Origin of the sequence: Nostoc sp. DedSLP03, assembly GCF_034530815.1 — a bacterium.
GTDB lineage: Bacteria > Cyanobacteriota > Cyanobacteriia > Cyanobacteriales > Nostocaceae > Nostoc.
The window spans coordinates 20,170-37,713 of record NZ_JAVRCK010000069.1 but is presented as its reverse complement, the minus strand read 5'-3'; the positions used below and the strand labels follow the sequence as shown (position 1 = coordinate 37,713).

General features: G+C 40.7%; 19 protein-coding genes. 15 read left to right on the top strand and 4 right to left on the bottom strand.

Going from position 1 to position 17,544, the window contains the following annotated elements; genetic code table 11:
- The first annotated feature begins 97 nt into the window (after positions 1-97).
- From RM368_RS27080 to RM368_RS27045, 8 genes are all read left to right on the top strand, one after another.
- Positions 98-574 carry a hypothetical protein gene (locus RM368_RS27080; RefSeq protein ID WP_322696912.1) on the top strand — a complete coding sequence of 159 codons (477 nt, stop codon included), beginning with the start codon at positions 98-100 and terminating at the stop codon, positions 572-574.
- Positions 571-1,923 carry a Z1 domain-containing protein gene (locus RM368_RS27075; RefSeq protein ID WP_322696911.1) on the top strand — a complete coding sequence of 451 codons (1,353 nt, stop codon included), beginning with the start codon at positions 571-573 and terminating at the stop codon, positions 1,921-1,923. Before RM368_RS27080 ends, RM368_RS27075 begins: the two co-directional genes overlap by 4 nt.
- A 173-nt stretch (positions 1,924-2,096) precedes the next feature.
- Complete coding sequence (locus RM368_RS27070; RefSeq protein WP_322696910.1) at positions 2,097-2,468, top strand: XisH family protein; 372 nt, start codon at positions 2,097-2,099, stop codon at positions 2,466-2,468.
- Between the two features lie 63 nt (positions 2,469-2,531).
- Complete coding sequence (locus RM368_RS27065; protein ID WP_322696909.1) at positions 2,532-2,798, top strand: helix-turn-helix domain-containing protein; 267 nt, start codon at positions 2,532-2,534, stop codon at positions 2,796-2,798.
- Positions 2,747-3,664 (top strand): IS630 family transposase, encoded by a 918-nt coding sequence (locus RM368_RS27060; RefSeq protein WP_322696920.1) that lies wholly within the window; start codon positions 2,747-2,749, stop codon positions 3,662-3,664. The genes RM368_RS27065 and RM368_RS27060 overlap by 52 nt, the downstream gene beginning before the upstream one ends.
- Positions 3,665-3,726: 62 nt before the next feature.
- A complete protein-coding gene (locus tag RM368_RS27055) occupies positions 3,727-4,062 on the top strand; it encodes a XisI protein (protein ID WP_322696908.1) in 336 nt (111 codons plus the stop codon).
- Between the two features lie 139 nt (positions 4,063-4,201).
- The gene (locus RM368_RS27050) at positions 4,202-4,636 is read left to right on the top strand and encodes a DUF29 family protein (protein WP_322696907.1); all 435 of its coding nucleotides are present in this window, start codon (positions 4,202-4,204) and stop codon (positions 4,634-4,636) included.
- Positions 4,637-5,455 (top strand): TlyA family RNA methyltransferase, encoded by an 819-nt coding sequence (locus RM368_RS27045; RefSeq protein WP_322696906.1) that lies wholly within the window; start codon positions 4,637-4,639, stop codon positions 5,453-5,455. It begins immediately after the preceding gene.
- A gap of 123 nt (positions 5,456-5,578) precedes the next feature.
- Here RM368_RS27045 and RM368_RS27040 read toward each other — a convergent pair whose 3' ends face one another.
- Positions 5,579-5,836, bottom strand: coding sequence for a Calvin cycle protein CP12 (locus RM368_RS27040; RefSeq protein ID WP_322696905.1), 258 nt, complete (start codon positions 5,834-5,836; stop codon positions 5,579-5,581).
- Positions 5,837-6,168: 332 nt separating this feature from the next.
- Complete coding sequence (locus tag RM368_RS27035) at positions 6,169-7,524, bottom strand: GTP-binding protein (RefSeq protein ID WP_322696904.1); 1,356 nt, start codon at positions 7,522-7,524, stop codon at positions 6,169-6,171.
- Positions 7,525-8,364: 840 nt separating this feature from the next.
- Here RM368_RS27035 and RM368_RS27030 point away from each other — a divergent pair.
- The 6 genes from RM368_RS27030 (at position 8,365) to RM368_RS27005 (ending at position 15,090) form a co-directional block, all read left to right on the top strand.
- On the top strand, positions 8,365-11,001 hold the full coding sequence (locus RM368_RS27030) for an EAL domain-containing protein (RefSeq protein ID WP_322696903.1): 2,637 nt from the start codon (positions 8,365-8,367) through the stop codon (positions 10,999-11,001).
- A gap of 72 nt (positions 11,002-11,073) precedes the next feature.
- Entirely contained in the window at positions 11,074-11,994 is a 921-nt protein-coding gene (locus tag RM368_RS27025) for a histone deacetylase (protein WP_322696902.1), read from the top strand.
- A 136-nt stretch (positions 11,995-12,130) separates the two neighbouring features.
- Positions 12,131-12,370 carry an ATP-binding protein gene (locus RM368_RS27020; protein ID WP_322696901.1) on the top strand — a complete coding sequence of 80 codons (240 nt, stop codon included), beginning with the start codon at positions 12,131-12,133 and terminating at the stop codon, positions 12,368-12,370.
- A 310-nt stretch (positions 12,371-12,680) separates the two neighbouring features.
- Positions 12,681-12,818, top strand: coding sequence for a hypothetical protein (locus tag RM368_RS27015; RefSeq protein WP_190240853.1), 138 nt, complete (start codon positions 12,681-12,683; stop codon positions 12,816-12,818).
- Between the two features lie 176 nt (positions 12,819-12,994).
- Complete coding sequence (locus tag RM368_RS27010; RefSeq protein WP_322696900.1) at positions 12,995-13,441, top strand: tellurite resistance TerB family protein; 447 nt, start codon at positions 12,995-12,997, stop codon at positions 13,439-13,441.
- A gap of 293 nt (positions 13,442-13,734) precedes the next feature.
- The gene (locus RM368_RS27005; protein WP_322696899.1) at positions 13,735-15,090 is read left to right on the top strand and encodes a UDP-N-acetylmuramoyl-tripeptide--D-alanyl-D-alanine ligase; all 1,356 of its coding nucleotides are present in this window, start codon (positions 13,735-13,737) and stop codon (positions 15,088-15,090) included.
- A gap of 355 nt (positions 15,091-15,445) precedes the next feature.
- On the opposite strand, the gene RM368_RS27000 is transcribed toward RM368_RS27005, so the two are convergent.
- Both RM368_RS27000 and RM368_RS26995 read right to left on the bottom strand, forming a co-directional pair.
- On the bottom strand, positions 15,446-15,775 hold the full coding sequence (locus RM368_RS27000; RefSeq protein ID WP_322696898.1) for a hypothetical protein: 330 nt from the start codon (positions 15,773-15,775) through the stop codon (positions 15,446-15,448).
- A 201-nt stretch (positions 15,776-15,976) separates the two neighbouring features.
- The gene (locus RM368_RS26995) at positions 15,977-16,378 is read right to left on the bottom strand and encodes a fasciclin domain-containing protein (RefSeq protein WP_322696897.1); all 402 of its coding nucleotides are present in this window, start codon (positions 16,376-16,378) and stop codon (positions 15,977-15,979) included.
- Between the two features lie 169 nt (positions 16,379-16,547).
- On the opposite strand from RM368_RS26995, the gene RM368_RS26990 reads away from it, so the two are divergent.
- The gene (locus tag RM368_RS26990) at positions 16,548-17,483 is read left to right on the top strand and encodes a putative 2-dehydropantoate 2-reductase (RefSeq protein ID WP_322696919.1); all 936 of its coding nucleotides are present in this window, start codon (positions 16,548-16,550) and stop codon (positions 17,481-17,483) included.
- Positions 17,484-17,544: the final 61 nt, after the last annotated feature.

Below are 17,544 nucleotides of genomic sequence, written 5' to 3'. Positions count from 1 at the left end.
ATTAATTAGTACTACAACGACTATAAGTACTGGAAAAATTTTATACCTGCTCTTATGATATTTATTATTGATATAAATAATTTTTGCCAATAGTTCTATGAGTATTAATGATCTAGAATTTCTGCACGGTGCGGCTTTTCTTCGACTCCTCAAAAGAACATCTTATATCTCTATCAGTTATTTATCTTATATTCATTCATCTCTCTATACAATAAAAAGCTCAGGCCAAGAATCAGCTATTTTATTTAAAATATCAAAAAAACCTACTTCTTCATGGTCATTTAGCTTCAGTTCACAGGAAGAAAATGCATTAACAACATTTCGTGAAACTTATCCTGATATCAAACTTTTTATAGCATTAATTTGTCATCGGGATGGCATTTGTTGTCTATCAGAACAACAACTATGGACAATTATTGATCCTAGTGAGGGTTTAGCCAAGCAGCGTGTTTCTGTTAAAAGAGAACTAAGAGGAAGTTATTATGTTAAAGGTACAGGGAGAGTTCCCTTAGAACAGACAGTCCCTCAAAATAATTGGCCTGAAGTAATTTTATCAACATCAAATAACCTATGACACCCACTCAGATTAAAACTAATGGCGACTGTATTGACAGATTAATTAAGAGATTAGAGAAAAAAATCGGAGAAAGAGAAGCGAATCAACTTAAAGAAACTGCTATTGAAATTGTCCAAAATTGTGTCAGAGTTTATTCAGAGAATTTTGGTAATGGTGATGTAGGGAAAAATAGTACAGGTTTAGTTAGCCAATCTTATAAGGGAAAAGACGCTATTACTAATGGGACAACTGGGCTTATTTATGGACGAGTTCAAAGTGGTAAAACTAACACAACTATTGCAACTTTAGCACTGGCTCATGAAAACAATTTTCGTTGTTTTATTATTTTAACATCTGATAATACATGGTTAGGAAAACAAACGGCTAATCGTTTTAATAATCAAGTTCAAGCAGACCCTGTTTTCTTTGATTGGGAAGCATGGAAAAAAGATCCTCATGGTTTTGCAGAAACTAAAATTGCACCCTATATTAAAGATACAGGTGTTGTATTAGTTTCTACAAAAAACGGTCATCACTTAGATAATTTATTGACGGTTTTAAGAGCAGCAAAAATTAAATGTGTTCCTACTTTGATTTTTGATGATGAAGCAGATAATGCTAGTTTAAATACGAATGAATCTAAACAAGCTAAAAAAGGAATGGTAACTTATTATGGGCGAGATGCAAAACAAAAAGTAATGGATACAGTTCATCAACACGCTCGAATGTATGGTTATCGTCCACAATTAAAAGATGTAACTCACCTCTTTTTACCAGAACATATACTAGACGCTTTTCGTTCTATTCACGAAGCAGATGAAGCGATGCGGCAAGCAATTGGAGATGATATTTATAATATCAAACTACAACCTGTTTGGATAGGAGGAAATCTTAAACCAACTCGCTCTAATGTTTTAGATCCTTCAGTAATTGATGTATTAGTACCAGGTTCATTAGTTTTTCCTCAAAGCCCAGCCTATAAAAAAGATGAAATCGAGGATAATTTCAAAGAAATTGAGAACCTTTTAAAACATTATCAAGACAACAATCAATATTATGAAGTTGATATAGAATTTATCATTAAAATACTCAATTATACGAAAAGCCATTATGTCCTATCGGAAAAATGGAAAGATAAACGTATTATCAAAAGATTAACAAATATAAAATCAAAGGGCATGACAAAGGGTCGTTTAAATGTTCGTAGAGGTGAAAGAAATAATAATGAAGGATTAGATATGACGAGAAAAGACCCTTTTGAGTGGATGTTTGGCTTCGGTTCAGGTAGGTGGTCATTAGAGGCTAAAGAAAAATATCCCGATGTGCCAACGTTAATTATTTGCTATCAAAAAGGTGAAAAAACCTAGAAATGGGATGGTCATCCTATATATCTACCTATGTTAGTTTTACCTAAACAAAAATTTGTTTTAATGTTTAATTATGATGAGGATGAATAGGTGATATTTTGAATTAGCGATCGCGCCTGTATAAAATGACTTTGCTAGATTAAAGCTGTGTTTTTGAAGCTATCTTTCGACTAATGCCAGCCAGAGACATCTACCACACCGCGATCATTAAAGCACTTATTGCAGATGGTTGGACAATAACCAACGATCCCTTATACCTGGCATACGGGGGTAGAGAACTTTACGTAGATATTGGAGCAAAAAGAGTTACCATTGCTGCTGAGAGAGACGATCAAAAAATAGCTGTTGAAATCAAAAGTTTTCTGAGTCCTTCTCCCGTAAATGACCTCCAGGAAGCTGTAGGACAGTATGAAGTTTATCGTAGTGTGCTTAAAGAACTAGAACCAAAACGCCAACTTTATTTAGCAGTTCCCAAGCGGGTTTACGAAGGTATATTTTCCGAACGCTTTGGTCAGCTAATTCTTAATAAACCTCATCCATCTTGAAAACTGGAGTTTTTCTAGAAAACATATTACTGTGAATAAGTGGGTGTAGAGAATGAAACAGGGATGCTCAAAGTAGAATGCGATCGCTGGAATGAAAGTGCTTCTGTGTTGAGAGAAGAAGCATTGAAAGCAGATCATGCTCGGACTCGCGAACGCTTAATGGCACTGTACGAGATATGTAACGGAAAAAGTGCTACTAAGGTAGGCAGAGAAACAGGGCGTAATCCTCAGACAGTAATGGAATGGGTACATCGTTACAATATTTCAGGTAAAGAAGCATTGTTATATCAGCGTACAGGTGGTCATACGCTTTTTTTTCCAGAGAAATAGAACAAGCAATTGATTGTGAGATTCGTCAAGCTCTGGAGTTAGCAAAAACACCGCCCCAAGAACGACAACAGAAGCGAACGCACTCATCCCGTTGGACATTGAAACGTTTAGTGGCTTGGATTAACAAACAATTCAATCTCAAATGTTGTCGAGAGTCAGTACGTAAAACCCTTCAAAACTTAGGATTTTCATGGAAAAAAGCACGTAAAATATTAAACAAAGCTAATACTAACAAACGTCGCGAGTATCTGGAAAAACTTAAAGGTTTACTTGATGACGCTCTTGACAAGGGGCGTTTACTGATTTTTATCGATGAAGCACACATTCATCTTGATTGTGATGAAGGTTATGGTTGGTCAATCAAAGGTGAACGTTTTTGGGTTAGTTCCAATTCCCCTGGAAGAACCAAAGTTTCATTTTATGGGGTTTATGTTTACAACTATGCTCAGGTAAAAATTTTTCCTGATCTCAAGGCTGACCAATTCAATTCAATTGATGTTTTAAAAAATCTCAGAAGTGAATTCCACGATCGCGACATCACTTTAATTTGGGATGGTGCTCCTTATCACCGGGCACAATTGGTAAAAGAGGCATTGTCAGTGTTACAAATAAACCTGGAACCCTTACCTGGATATAGCCCTGATTTTATGCCTGTCGAGCACCTGTGGCAGTGGTTACGTGAAGATCTTCGTTATCATACATGCTATCAATCTTCTTCAGAACTGATTGAACGGGTTCATTTATTTGAACAAGATATTAATTCCAACTCCTTTGAAATTAGTGTAGGCGTAGCCCCCCGCAGGCATCGCTTGTGGGTGAAAAATCATCTTGACCCTGACGAGGAAAAACTACGGGTTTCAACGTAGATGAGGTTTAGTATAGGAATAAACGTAATTGTCTTTGACGAGCAACTAGAAAGGATTATCAGATGGATAAGCTAGCTCGGTATCGTGAAATTATTCGTCAGGTGATATTTGACTATGCTAGTCACAAGCCTGCTAACGGTCAAATAGAGACAGAAGCAGTCATTGACTTGGAGCGAGACCACTACGAAGTATTACACATTGGCTGGGATGGAGTGCGCCGCGTACATGGTTCGGTGGTACATATAGATATTATTAATGATAAAGTGTGGATTCAATATGATGGTACTTCCCAGCCAGTAGCAGAGGCATTATTAGAAGCGGGTATTTTGCGCGAAGATATTGTCTTGGGTTTCCATCCTGCTGAACTACGGCAATACACGGATTTTGCTGTATCTTAATTATTTTGATGTCGTGTATTCCAAAAGAATAATACATTTAAGTAACGATCGCTCATAAATGAATCGCATTAGCTTATCTTATCGGTACTAGAACCGTCATAAGCCACAATAGAAGTTGCCGATGTTTGAGGCGCTGATTATGGAAGAATTATTAACTCTGAAAGACTTGCTTGTTAAAGGCGATCTTCAAGGAGCGTTGATTATAGTTGAAGAATTAACGGAAATGAGCCGAAATGACATCATCAAGACGATTCGTAGCTATGCAGTGATTTTGCTGTTGCATCTGATTAAACAACAAGCGGAAAATCGCACGACTCGCTCTTGGGAAGTCTCAATTCGGAATTCGGTTCGGGAAATTCAACGAGAAAATAAGCGGCGCAAAGCTGGGGGCTATTATCTCACCCCAGAAGAATTGTTAGAAATCTTAGCAGAAGCCTATTTAAATGCCATTGATCAGGCTTCCTTGGAAGTAGAAGAAGGTCGTTATGAAGTCCAAGAATTAGAAAAGCTGGTTAACCAAAAACAAATTATCAATCGTGCTTTGGCTTTAATCTTACCAGGAGAGTCTAATTAATTGGCTAAACAGCGACTCGACACATTATTAGTAGAATTAAATTTATGTTCTTCTCGCGCCTTAGCACAGAGGTTAATTCAGGCGGGGGAAGTTACTGTTAATCAACAGTTAGTTGATAAACCTGGAACAGAAATTGATATTACAGCTCAAATAAATATTAAAGAGCGATCACCTTTTGTTTCTAGAGGCGGTGAAAAACTCTCCAAAGCTTTGTCAGTATTTGCCATTCCCGTAGTAGAGCGCATTTGTTTAGATGGTGGGATTTCTACTGGTGGTTTTACTGATTGTCTCTTGCAAGCTGGAGCAAAACAAGTTTACGGTATTGATGTTGGTTACGGACAAGTTGACTGGCGGTTGCGGAACGATCCGCGAGTGATTTTGCGGGAACGTACCAATTTACGGCAACTACGACCAGATGAGTTATATGGTGAAAATGACCCGATTCCTGATTTGGCGGTGGTTGATGTATCGTTTATTTCTTTAACTAAGATTCTGCCTGCTTTGTGGCAACTAACTCAAGCTAACCGAGAAGCTGTATTGTTAGTCAAGCCACAGTTTGAAGTCGGCAGATCGCGTGTGGGTAAAAAAGGTGTTGTACGCGATCCAAACGACCAAGCTGATGCCATTTTCCAGGTCTTGCAAGCCGCCCACAAATTACGATGGAAATACAAAGGCTTAACTTGGTCGCCGATCGTTGGCCCTGCTGGGAATATCGAATTTCTGTTGTGGTTGGCAATGGAAAGTGAAACACCACCACTTGATTTAGAGACAATTAAGCGAATAACGCAATCAGCAACAACTGATTTACGCAAGAGTTAAAGAAGAATGCAGAATGCAGAATTCAGAATGCAGAATTCAGAATCAATTAGTGAGAACTTAAATCCACTCATCTCCACTCGGACTCCAATTCATACTGAATTCTGACTCCTGAATTCTTTCTTCTTAAACGTCGTAGATTAGACATTCTACGGAATCTGGATGGCGATCGCAGTAATTTTCCAAAGAGGTTTTTTTGGATTTTGCTTGGTGTTGGTGAGCTTTCTCAGCTTGTAATTCTTCTACAATGTCCCACGCTACAGCACAACCAGCAGAATTGCTGCCATCTAGATCGCAAGTTGTCCGGGCTTCAGTAATGGCATTAGTAATGGCTTCTTCAAGAGTTGCTGCCCCAGCAATTTCAAATTTTAGGGTAGTTGTCATGATACTTTCACCTTTAATTTACAGACAGAGTTATTAGCTGCGAGCTTTTAATGACCTCAATCAGGTCACATTTCTAGTTTAGATAGGCTTCCCACAAGAAGTAGTGGTAAACACCGCCATCTTTTTCGCAAAATTGAGTGGGATTACCCTCTTGTCATCTTTAGATTCAAAAAGGTATGGGAATTCTACTAGTTGCGATCGCTATTCAGAGGTGGTCATGTTCTCAATCTTGCATCCCAAATTGAGAATGTCAGTTAATTGTCAGAAGACTTTGATAGAAGTTGATAAACGCTTATAAACGGTAACAAAAAGATAGCAGTTTTTAATTATTCTCAATACTTTATGTTTAATTCTTGTCGCAAACGATACAGAATTGTATTTTGGTCAACTTGAGAGAGAATTTCTTGAATGACGCTGCTAGCGCCTAATTGTCCCCAAGTGCAGCCTTTTTCGAGATAGACTTGGGCAGCTTTGCCAACAGAATATGCGCCATAACCTGCGATACCAGCTTGAGCGATCGCACTGCCAGCAAAAGCAGTAATATTGCTGGGATTGTCACCACTAGTTATTGCGGCAGTACTCTTACCTAAACCTAAAAGAAAACTACTACCTAGTTCTCCAAGTAGCAAACCGCCAGAACTAAATAAAATCGTTTTTAAAATTTTCCCGGCTTCATAGCTAGTCATCGGCAAACCATACAATCTAGCGAGAGCGCGAATTAAAGCTAAATCAGCAACAGTTCCGCCAAGGATATCTAAGAAGGCGATGGGATTGAGCATTACTGCCAAAGCTTTGTATTTGGTAAACTGCCAAATAATTTCTTCAGCTTCCTTTTCGCGTAAATCGATGGTTTTTTGAGCGATCGCGGTTTCTGCATCCCGTGCTTGGATGAGTGCATTTAAAGCCAGAAGCGATCGCCCTTCCCGATTCAGAATATTCAGAATTATCTCTTTGAGTTCGTCTACTTGCGGTGGTGGTGTTTCCCATTCATAAGTGACACGCCCATCAGGCCATTCAACTCGCACTTCCATTGCTGCTGGTTCTGCTGCCACCATCACAATTTCATCAGGTAGTAGAGGTTTTGCTTCGGGATGTCCAGCACCCAGTTGTTGTAAATTTTGGTAAATTGCTCCTTTGTCTGTATCTGGGTAAAGGTCTATTTTGTTAAACACTAAAATCAGGGGTTTTTGCGATCGCCTTAATTGCAGCAGCGCTTGATACTCAGTACGCGTGATATCACCAGACACGACAAACAAAATCAAATCCGCCTGATGTACTACTTCTCGTGCCATATCCGCCCGTGACTCCCCCTCAATTTCATCTAATCCAGGGGTATCAATTAACTCTACTAGTACCTTATCACTGGGCTGCCACCGCACGGAACGGGGCCATTGGGTGACACCATTCAGGGGTCCAGTTTGCAAAATCTTGTCTCCCAACAAGGCATTTAAAACTGCTGACTTTCCCCGACTCACCAAACCAAAGACAGCAATTCTAATGACGTTTGAATCCAGCTTGTTGAGTGTGGCTCTCAAAGCTTCCAATTCTGGTTTCATCAAACCTACAAATTCTGGGTTAGATGATAACTGTCCTGACTTGCGAAGATATCCATACCAAGAAAGCGCTTGTCTGAGACTGGCGCGGGCACGATTTAAGTGAGTTTCTTGCAGATTACGATAAACCGACATAATGTCAACACTTCAGCCTTCACTCTCTCTAAAATGCTCAAAACACTTACTTTCAGCATTCGATTGTGAATAATAAGTATGAATTCGTACTCATTAACCATACTTAATCAATGCTCACTTTTTCAACCCCACGATCGGGGAAAGGAAAAGTTAAACATACTTCTCTATCTTATATCCCTAAGTTCTTGGACTAATAATCTATATATAGGACATAAAAAGTCTCTAAGTTTATGAGGTCAGAGATTAGGTATTTTATAAAGTCTTAAAAAAGATGTGACTAATAGATAGCTGCAAAGAGAGACTAACACCAAAATCTACACTGAGATCGAAGGCGCATTGGCTCCGACTTTGTTCAGTTTTAGTCGGCTTTGAAATTTTCTTATGTGACTCTCTTCTCTACAAGAGGCTGCCGCAACATCACGTTACGCCTAGCTTGCTTCCCTGTAAGGGTACAATTTTCAAATTTTAATTTTGAATTGTTAATCTGGGTATCCTAAGAAAGACAAGGTTAAATGATATAGATGAAGGAACAAAGTTTATAACTTATCTATGAGTAGAAAAAAAACTATAATTTCTACTACAAAAACTGATTGAATAATTAGCCAACTCATTCTATAAAAAGAAGAGTGCTGAGTGCGGTCAATCATGAAGGTAAAAGCTCGTTTACATTCTTATACCAATTTTGCGATGCCTGCGGTAAATGCTCGCCTACGCAAATGGTGAGAACTTTGATTGAGCAAGTTTTCCCATAAGTGCAGCCGGAAATTCTGGACTTATAGGAGCAGTCTTTTTCAGACTAAGACATAAATATTAATTATATGAAAAATTTGAGGAACAGCCATGCGAGGAAATGAGCGGGAAAAAATACGCCATCTGTTGGTCATCCAAGACCTGGAAGGACGGCGAACTGTCGCCCTGCGAGAGACTACTTATTCTCTGGGGCGGCATCCTGCAAACACTATTGTCTTGGCTTCCCGCTCGGTATCAATGCAACATGCAATTTTATTGCGAGTCACTGTTCCAGAAACTGACCAATACGGCTTCCAGATTATTGATGGTAACTATAAAGGTAAAGGAAGTACTAATGGCTTATTTGTGAATGGTAATAAATGCTTTTCTCATAATCTTAGGCATGGAGATATCATTGCTTTTGGTAGTAATAAAGCTCAGGCTAAATATTATGCTATTTCCAATATTTCCGAACAAGCATTTTCTGAATCTTTTGATGTTGAAGACTTATCTGGTTTTTTATCAGAGCAAGCCAGTCCTGCCAATCCGTTTCAAACCTTAGCCATCGATCCTGGCTTTGAAGCAGCTAGTGAGTCTGCTCTAGCTCGCCTAGCATCCTTTCCTGAACTCATCCCCAATTCAATTATTGAAATGGATTTCGAGGGAAGAATTACGTATCTCAATCCAGCCGCAGCGATCAAGTTTCCCAATCTTAGGGAAGTTGGGACAGAACACCCAATTTTAACGGGACTGTTGATTGGAGCTAAAAATCTAGAAAACAATTCTTTTGTGCGCGAGGTGGAAGTAGGTACAGAAGTTTTTGAACAATCCGTACTTTATCTTCCAGAAAGTGATTTAATTAGAACTTTTATTATTAGAGATATTACAGAGCAAAAGCAAGCTACAGCCGAACTACGCCAGCGCGATCGTTTGCTACAAGCAGTTGCAGAAGCTGCCAATTATTTGCTAGGAGAAATGAATTACGAAACTGGTATCGATCTAGCTCTAGCAGTAGTGGGTGAAGCTGCCAAGGCAGATCGTGCCTATCTCTTTCAGAACCATCTCCATCCTATTACAGAGGAAATGGCAGTCAGCCTACGCTTTGAATGGACACAATTTGGGATTAAATCTACCCTCCACGATTGGCAGAATCAGCTTTATCAAGCTCCTGAATTAGCCCGTTGGTACACAGTTTTCTCTAGCGGCCAATCGATTAGCGGCATCACTCAAAAATTTCCTGTCGCCGAACAAGAATTTCTGATTCGAGATGGCATTAAATCGCTTCTCTTGGTACCTCTTCGCTTGGATAATCATTTCTGGGGGTATCTTGGCTTGGCAGACTGCACCTTTGAACGTCATTGGTCAAAGCATGAAGAATCTACTCTTTTGACCATGGCCGCCAGTATTATTGGTGCGCGGCAGCGTCAGCAAGTAGAAGAAAAGATTCGCCATCAAGCTCTCCATGACTTGCTGACAGGGTTGCCAAATCGTCTCCTATTTAACGAGTTGCTCAGTAAAACTCTGCCCAACGCCACTCGAAATGGCGAAAGTTTAGCTGTGATTTTCCTCGATTTGGATCGCTTCAAGGTGATTAATGATACTTTGGGTCACACTCTGGGAGACCAATTGTTACAAAGCGTCTCTCAAAGATTAAAAAACTCACTCAGAGATGGAGACACTGTAGCCCGTTGGGGAGGCGATGAATTTACTATTTTACTTCCACGAATCAATGATATTGAAGAGGTAACTTTGGTGGCGCAGAGAATCTTACAAGCCTTAGAAGATGCTTTTCATCTCCAAGAGCATGAACTTTATGTAACTGCTAGCCTCGGTATTGCCTTACTCGATCGCAACAGCCCTGACACCGAAACACTAATCCAGCACGCAGATGCGGCTTTATACTACGCCAAGGACAAAGGGCGGAATAACTATCAATTTTACAGTGTTTCTCTGAGTGCTAAAAATCCTGAACTCCTGACTTTAGAAAAGAGCTTGCGCTATGCCCTAGAACGCAACGAATTTAAGCTTTACTATCAGCCTCGTGTGAACATTGCCACAGGAGAAATTACTAGTATGGAGGCTCTGTTGCGTTGGCAGCACTCAGAGATGGGATTAGTTGCCCCCAGTGTATTCATTCCTTTGGTTGAAGAAAGTGGATTAATTGTCCCCATCGGCGAATGGACTCTACAGACGGCCTGTAGCCAAAATAAAGCATGGCAAGATGCTGGATTGCCACCGATTAAGATTGCTGTCAATCTTTCTCTGAAGCAGTTCCGTCAACCCAAATTGGTAGAGACTATAGCTAAGGTTTTAGAACAAACGGGTCTGGAGCCGCGCTTTTTAGAATTAGAAATTATGGAAACCACAGCGATTGAGGACTTGGGTTTTACCAGAAGGGTGTTAGAGGAGCTACAGCAGATGGGTGTTTATATCTCCATCGATGACTTTGGTACAGGTCATTCCTCGCTCTCGCGCCTACAGCTTTTGCCACTCCACAATCTGAAAATAGATAAATCTTTCATTCAATATTTGACGCAGGATGCCAAAGTAGCTCATATTATCCAGGCCATAGTTACCTTGGGACACAGTTTGGGATTAAAGTTAACAGCCGAAGGGGTAGAGAAGGAAGAGGAATTGGAGTTTTTGAAATCTATCAACTGCGAGGAGGTACAGGGCTTTTTATTCTACCGCCCACTTTCTGAACAGAAAGCAACAGAAGTCCTCGAAAGTAAACGACCAACGATCTAATACAAGGGAAACTCTTTGTACCAGTGAGGATACAATAAAATTCATTGTCTTGCTGCCGACCTTTTTCGTCCTATGCTACCAGTCATTTATTCCGACGAATTTTTAGATCACAAGACTGGAAAATACCATCCCGAAAAACCAGAACGTTTAAGTGCGATCGCAAATGCTTTAAAAGCAGCTACATTCGCCGATCAAATTACCTGGCACTTGCCTACACCAGCATCACAACAGCCATCGCTGATGTCTTCGTTGGTTAAAGCACATAGCCCAGCCTACATCAAAAAACTATGGCAGATCGCTTCTAGTGGCGGCGGCCCTTTGGATGGAGATACGCTAGTTTCCCCACGCAGTTATGATGTGGCATTATTGGCAGTCAGTGCATGGTTGGATGGAGTTGAGGTTGTGTTACGGTCGGCTAATCCAGCTTTTGTACTAGCGCGTCCCCCAGGACATCACGCTGAAAGTGATGCAGGGATGGGCTTTTGCCTATTTTCTAATGCCGCGATCGCCGCTTTATTTGCTTTAGAACAACCTGGAATTAACCGCGTCGCCATCCTTGATTGGGATGTACATCACGGTAATGGTACTCAGGCGATCGTTGAAACTGAAGCACGCATCGCCTATTGTTCCCTACATCAGTACCCATGCTATCCCGGTACGGGAAGATCGACAGAACGAGGTTTTCACAATAATGTATTAAATTTACCAGTACGCCCTGGTAGTGATATTGCTGTATATCAGCCACTATTTGAAAACCAGGTAGTACCGTTTTTAGCCAACTTCCAGCCAGATTTACTAATTGTTAGTGCTGGTTACGATGCCAATGCAGAAGATCCTTTGGCAAGTATTAATTTACAGCCAGAAGACTACGCTTTATTTACTGATTATTGTTTGGGGCTAACTCGTAAAATTCTGTTTGGCTTAGAAGGTGGTTATGACTTCGATACTCTTTCTCAATCAGTTGTAGCGACGATTGAACGCTGTTTACTTTGAGCTTGTCTTGTTTATCCCATTTCACGACATGCCTGATATATATACCGACGATCGCAGTTACCAAAATAATAGCTTAAATTCTCTGCAAAAATTTGGGAACACTGAATACTGACGCGGTTATAGCTGACATACAGTTATGAAAATTTCTCACAAACTGGTTGCAAGCTTGGTTGGTGTTTCCTTGTTAAGGATTGTAATTGATACGGTTGCGATCGCCGACAATGGTTGGGCGATACCTGAAACAGTGCGATCGCGCATTTTTGATTTTTTTTTCACCACGACACCTATCGGCAAAGGTACTGGTATGGGCTTATCCATCAGCTACAAAATAGTCATAGAAAAAAATCGTGGCAAGATATGGTGTGATTCCACCTAGTGCGTGTCATTAGTTGAGCCAAATCACAGTAGGAGCAAGATAAATTGCAGCGAGAAAGTTATTTTGCCCAATCCCACTTACCCTGAGCGAACGCGAGTGCATCTCGTAGAGAAGGAGAAGGGATGCCCCATTCCCCATTCCCTTTTTTATAAACTTCATAGAATCTTCAGAAATAAAAATTTTCAGCAGGGTTCTGAAAGAGCTAAAGTTTTGTTAAGATGCAATTGCTAGTAGTTTCTCAGCGAAATTCACCTATCGGGGTGTGGAGAAATAAAAAGCACAAGCAGCACAAATTTCAAAAGGTGAAGCAATGACCACCTATATTTTTTTCGACGAAGCCTTACGAATGCTGACCAACGCCTATCTGATCTCAGTAGTACTGTTAATGGCAGCTTCTGGTATAGGTCTGGCAGTAATTGAGACAATAGAAAAGACCGGAGAACGCTAAGTTTAAAGATGGCAATGTAGTTCCTGCCAAAAACCTTTGGGTACAAGTGTTCGCCGTGAATCAATCCTGGGAACACTAAAGGATGAAAGTCTCAAGCGTCACAACCTTACCTGTAAATCTACCAAACATACAGGTAACAGTAACGCTATTGGGACTCTAACCAAGGAGCTACTACAATGGGTCTATTCGACGCTGTGTTGGGTACAGATAGCCAAGCCCAAGCAGCACTCAGTCCAGCGGAAGCTTTTGCTGTCATTATATTGACGGCAACGGCTTCAGACGGTTATCTTTCTGTTGAGCAAGCAAATTCTATCATTTCTGTGCTGTCTCGGATGAAACTTTTTAAAAGTTATTCTAATGAAATGATGAACAGGCTGTTTGAAAAAATTTTGGGCATTCTCCAAGGTGATGACTTTAATGCTTTGTTTAATGCAGCCAAAGATTCTCTATCTCAAGATTTGCGAGAAACAGCCTTTACAGTAGCCACCGATTTTGTCCTAGCTGAAGGTATTATACCTGAAGAAGAAAAAAACTTCTTAATTGATTTATATCAAGCTTTAGGGGTTTCGAGTGAGATAGCAATACAAATTGTGCAAGTAATCTTGATTAAAAATCGTGCATAGGGCGATCGAACATAACTTGTGATGCCCATTGTCCTTACTTGATTAAACTGTATAAGTAGCTTATAAATAAAGCGTGGCACGGAAGTTAAGCTTCTTTGCCACTATTTTTTGCTTTTATCAATCAAAATTCAGGAGTCAGGAGTCAGAATTCAGTATGAATTAGAGTCCGACTGGCGGATGAATCCCCCACTTTCTTGTTCTGATTTGTGTTAGCGGATAGCTAATGTTTAGCCCATTCTGACTTCTGGATTCTTCTTCAAAATTTTCAACTTTAAATAAATTATCAATTGTTTATGCTTTCTTCTGTCACCCTAACCCAATTGGCTGAAGTTATTTTGGCCCACTCTGTAAACTTATCTGAAACTGCTTTAACACAGGTAACTAGCGCTATCCAAACAGATAGCCGTACCTTGAAGCCAGGTGAAGTATTTGTCGCTTTGAGAGGCGATAAGTTTGATGGACATGAATTTGTGCCAACTGCGATCGCAAAGGGGGCAATAGCTGCAATCGTAGATTTTGAATACGAAAATCCTGGTTTTCCAGTACTACAGGTAAAAGACACCCTCCAGGCGTATCAAAAAATTGGTCGATGGTGGCGCGATCGCTTTAATATTCCTGTAATTGGTGTAACCGGTTCGGTGGGTAAAACTACAACCAAAGAATTGATCGCCGCAGTTTTAGGCACAAAGGGACGAGTTCACAAAACTTATGGAAATTACAACAACGAAATCGGTGTCCCGAAAACTCTCCTAGAACTTGGCGCAGAACACGATTACGCCGTGATTGAAATGGCGATGCGCGGTAGAGGACAAATTGCCGAACTGACACAAATAGCGCGGCCAACAATTGGAGTAATTACCAATGTGGGAACGGCGCATATTGAGTTACTCGGTTCCGAAGAAGCGATCGCTGAGGCAAAATGTGAGTTGTTAGTCGAAATGTCTGCTGATAGTGTGGCAATTCTCAACCACGACAATCCTTTATTAATGGCTACAGCTGCGAAATTTTGGCAGGGAGAAGTTTTGACTTACGGCTTTTCTGGCGGAGATATTCAAGGGCAGTTAATTGATAACGACCAGGTGGAAGTCGCAGGAATCCAATTACCTCTACCTTTACCTGGTCGTCATAATGCGACTAATTTCTTGGCAGCTTTAGCAGTGGCAAAGGTTTTAGGGATCGATTGGGCAACCCTCAAATCAGGTGTAATGGTGGATATGCCTACAGGGCGATCGCAGCGATTTACTTTACCCAACGATGTGGTAATTTTAGATGAAACTTATAATGCTGCACCAGAAGCTATGATTGCAGCATTGCAATTATTGGCAGATACACCCGGAAAACGGAAGATTGCCGTATTGGGTGCAATGAAAGAATTGGGAGAGCGATCGCAGCAGTTGCACCAGCGAGTGGGAGAAACAGTACGTAAGTTAAATTTAGACGGTTTGTTGGTTTTGGTAGATGGACAAGATGCCGAAGCGATCGCTCTTAGTGCTGAGGGTATTACATCGGAGTGTTTTGCAACTCATGCCGAGTTGGTGGCTAGGTTGAAGACATTTGTGCAAGCAGGCGATCGTTTATTGTTCAAAGCTGCTCATTCCGTGGGACTAGATCGGGTAGTCAGTCAGTTACGTGCAGAATTTCCCAAATGATACCACTAGAAACCAAACGTCTTATACTGCAAGACTCTTGGCTATAATGCCATCCTTGAGCATGAATGGAGAGGCGTCAACATAATTCGTAATTGATAATGACGCTCTCTACGAGACGCTAAAAGCGTAGCTTGCTTCCCCGTTGGGGTACGCAGACTCGCTACCGCTACGCTAACATAATTCGTAGTTGCAATTCCTTTGGGGCTTGAACCCTCCACTATCTTGTTGACCACCCTTCAGCAGAGATTATGCTGGGGGCTTAAACCCTCTTTAATTACGAATTACGAATTAGTAATTATTTGGTCAAATGATGATTGATTTTCTGAAAATATCATCCATAGATGCCCGATAGACTTCAGTTGGAAAGACTAGGGCTGTTGCTGTAGCGTCTTTGAAAAAGAATTGCTGCAAAATTAGTAACTAAGCAGGTGATTGCTAGCCACATCAAGATATAAGTAGGAGCCATCACCACGCCAATCATGAACCAAGTATATACGTGCAGTATCATTACAGAAGCGAAAAAGCTAGCGATTCCAGCAGATTGCCAAACTTGATGCGATGGACGACGTAACGCTACCAGGCTCATCGTTAAAATTGTGACAAGTAAGTTCGCTGGTACAAGAAATGCACAAATACTTACGCAGTTGCCACGAGAGAACTCTACTAAGGTGTTAAAATCGAGCATTAATTTCCTGGGATAGATGTTGGCTTTTTAAGAATTTAATTTATTTTAAAACAACGAAATTTACATTAACATAATAGTGAGTACTCACATTGCAAACATAACACAAACTCAACTTTTGAGTTGCGTTTTGATAGTACCAATAGTTAGTTAATTATAAAGATTTTGGATCGGTAGGGTGGAAAATACCCACCCTAGCCAGAATTAACCTGGTAAAATCACCGTATCGATAACGTGTACCACACCATTATCAGCTTCGATATTTGCTGCTAAAACTGTGGCATTTTTAACTTCAAAACCATCAGAAGAATGAATTTTAATGGGTGAACCTTCCACAGAATTAACCGTACCGAGTTGTGCCAAATCAGCCTCTAGCAGCTTTCCGGGAACGACATGATACTTTAAAATCCGTGTTAGCTGGGGAATATTCTGTAACAGAGTTTGGATAGTTCCCGCTGGTAACTTGGCAAAAGCATCGTCATTTGGTGCAAAAACAGTGAACGGGCCAGGACTTTTTAATGTTTCTACTAAACCAGCAGCTTGTACAGCCGCTACCAGTGTTTTAAACGACTCAGATGTAACTGCAATATCAACAATATCAGCCATATATCTTACCTAAATCTCTGCAAAAGATTTTAAAGGATAATAAACCTATTTTAAGTTTTATTAAACAAAATAAATCTAAAATCAGGCGTTGAATAAACTACACCTAGACGCGTACCCTCGTCAGACATCACCTTATGATGTTTCTAGGAAAATTCCGTTATCTAAAGAAATGTCCGATCGCACGTATGCCATTCTGGGAACTGGAGCATTAGGTGGATTCTATGGCGCCAGACTGCAAAAAGCCGGGTTAGATGTCCACTTTTTGCTCAAGAGTGATTACGAACAGGTAAAGAAATATGGTTTAGTGGTAGAGTCCAAAGACGGTGACTTTACCCTTCCCGAAGTCCATGCCTACAACGACGTAGAAAAGATGCCACAATGCGACGTGGTGGTGGTGGCACTAAAGACGACGCAAAACTATTTACTACCAAAGATGTTGCCACCTGTAGTTAAAGACAATGGGGTGGTGTTGGTATTACAGAATGGACTTGGTGTAGAAGAGGAAGTCGCTGAAATTGTTAGTAATGTCGCTGTTATCGGTGGATTGTGCTTTTTGTGTTCTAACAAAGTGGGGCCAGGGCATATACACCATCTAGACTATGGGCAAATTACCTTCAGTGAATATACCCCTAATTATCAGCCTAGTGGGATAACTCAGAGGATGCAGCAAATTGCTGATGACTTTGAAAGCGCTGGTATCTCAATTGAATTAGCCGAAGATTTACTACTAGCACGCTGGAAAAAGTTGGTGTGGAATATCCCGTACAATGGGCTTTCTGTGATTCTCAACGCTAGAACAGATGAATTAATGGCGTATGAGTACACCCGCAAGTTAGTCGAACAATTGATGTATGAAGTAGCGGCGGGGGCAAAAAGTTATGGGCGAATTATTAGCGATCGCTTCATTCAAACAATGCTCGATTATACTGTCAAAATGACACCTTACCGCCCCAGCATGAAAATTGACTACGACGAACATCGTCCTTTGGAGATAGAAGCAATTTTCGGCAACCCATTACGAAAAGCCCAAGCAGTAGGTGTAAATTTAGCGCAGATTAGCTGTTTATACCACCAGTTGAAGTTTTTAGATGCCAGGGGAAAGTGAGGGAGATGAGGGAGATAGGGGAGCAGGGGAAGCAGGGGAAGCAGGGGAGGCAGGGGGAGAA

Bases quoted from the DNA above. Each gene is read 5' to 3' on its own strand.
- RM368_RS27065 (WP_322696909.1), top strand. From the start codon at position 2,532: ATGCTCAAAGTAGAATGCGATCGCTGGAATGAAAGTGCTTCTGTGTTG.
- RM368_RS27070 (WP_322696910.1), top strand. From the start codon at position 2,097: ATGCCAGCCAGAGACATCTACCACACCGCGATCATTAAAGCACTTATT.
- RM368_RS27005 (WP_322696899.1), top strand. From the start codon at position 13,735: ATGCTTTCTTCTGTCACCCTAACCCAATTGGCTGAAGTTATTTTGGCC.
- RM368_RS27035 (WP_322696904.1), bottom strand. From the start codon at position 7,524: ATGTCGGTTTATCGTAATCTGCAAGAAACTCACTTAAATCGTGCCCGC.
- RM368_RS26995 (WP_322696897.1), bottom strand. From the start codon at position 16,378: ATGGCTGATATTGTTGATATTGCAGTTACATCTGAGTCGTTTAAAACA.
- RM368_RS27025 (WP_322696902.1), top strand. From the start codon at position 11,074: ATGCTACCAGTCATTTATTCCGACGAATTTTTAGATCACAAGACTGGA.
- RM368_RS27075 (WP_322696911.1), top strand. From the start codon at position 571: ATGACACCCACTCAGATTAAAACTAATGGCGACTGTATTGACAGATTA.
- RM368_RS27080 (WP_322696912.1), top strand. From the start codon at position 98: ATGAGTATTAATGATCTAGAATTTCTGCACGGTGCGGCTTTTCTTCGA.
- RM368_RS27000 (WP_322696898.1), bottom strand. From the start codon at position 15,775: ATGCTCGATTTTAACACCTTAGTAGAGTTCTCTCGTGGCAACTGCGTA.
- RM368_RS26990 (WP_322696919.1), top strand. From the start codon at position 16,548: ATGTCCGATCGCACGTATGCCATTCTGGGAACTGGAGCATTAGGTGGA.
- RM368_RS27050 (WP_322696907.1), top strand. From the start codon at position 4,202: ATGGAAGAATTATTAACTCTGAAAGACTTGCTTGTTAAAGGCGATCTT.
- RM368_RS27020 (WP_322696901.1), top strand. From the start codon at position 12,131: ATGAAAATTTCTCACAAACTGGTTGCAAGCTTGGTTGGTGTTTCCTTG.
- RM368_RS27030 (WP_322696903.1), top strand. From the start codon at position 8,365: ATGCGAGGAAATGAGCGGGAAAAAATACGCCATCTGTTGGTCATCCAA.
- RM368_RS27055 (WP_322696908.1), top strand. From the start codon at position 3,727: ATGGATAAGCTAGCTCGGTATCGTGAAATTATTCGTCAGGTGATATTT.
- RM368_RS27040 (WP_322696905.1), bottom strand. From the start codon at position 5,836: ATGACAACTACCCTAAAATTTGAAATTGCTGGGGCAGCAACTCTTGAA.
- RM368_RS27010 (WP_322696900.1), top strand. From the start codon at position 12,995: ATGGGTCTATTCGACGCTGTGTTGGGTACAGATAGCCAAGCCCAAGCA.
- RM368_RS27015 (WP_190240853.1), top strand. From the start codon at position 12,681: ATGACCACCTATATTTTTTTCGACGAAGCCTTACGAATGCTGACCAAC.